This is a genomic window from Streptomyces sp. GQ60 (genome assembly GCF_059758875.1).
On the sequence record NZ_JCAXEG010000076.1, the window covers coordinates 1 to 268 of the forward strand.

General features: G+C 72.0%; 1 pseudogene. It reads left to right on the forward strand.

Annotated elements, in window-relative coordinates:
* Positions 1–51: 51 nt before the first annotated feature.
* A pseudogene (locus AC6CKD_RS38030) lies at positions 52–268 on the forward strand (HSP18 transcriptional regulator); the annotation flags it as partial.

A 268-nucleotide genomic window follows, 5' to 3' on the forward strand; every position in this document is an offset into this window, starting at 1 on the left:
CAAACGATGACAAGCAAGGCGTCGTCCAGTGGACGACGGAACTGGAGCGTCATGGACGAGGCCGATCCACCCGCGCAGATCCCCCTTCTTGCCGCCGCCGCGGCGCTGGAGACCATCAGCCGAGCGGTGAGCGCCGCGCAGCAACCACCGCCACCGCCACCAGCAGCACCACCGGCACCGCAGGCCGCTCCGACGCCCGGTCCGGACGGGGGTCCGCACCCGGCTCTGACCGCGCTGGTCATGCTGCGCGAGGTCCGCGAGCAGCTCG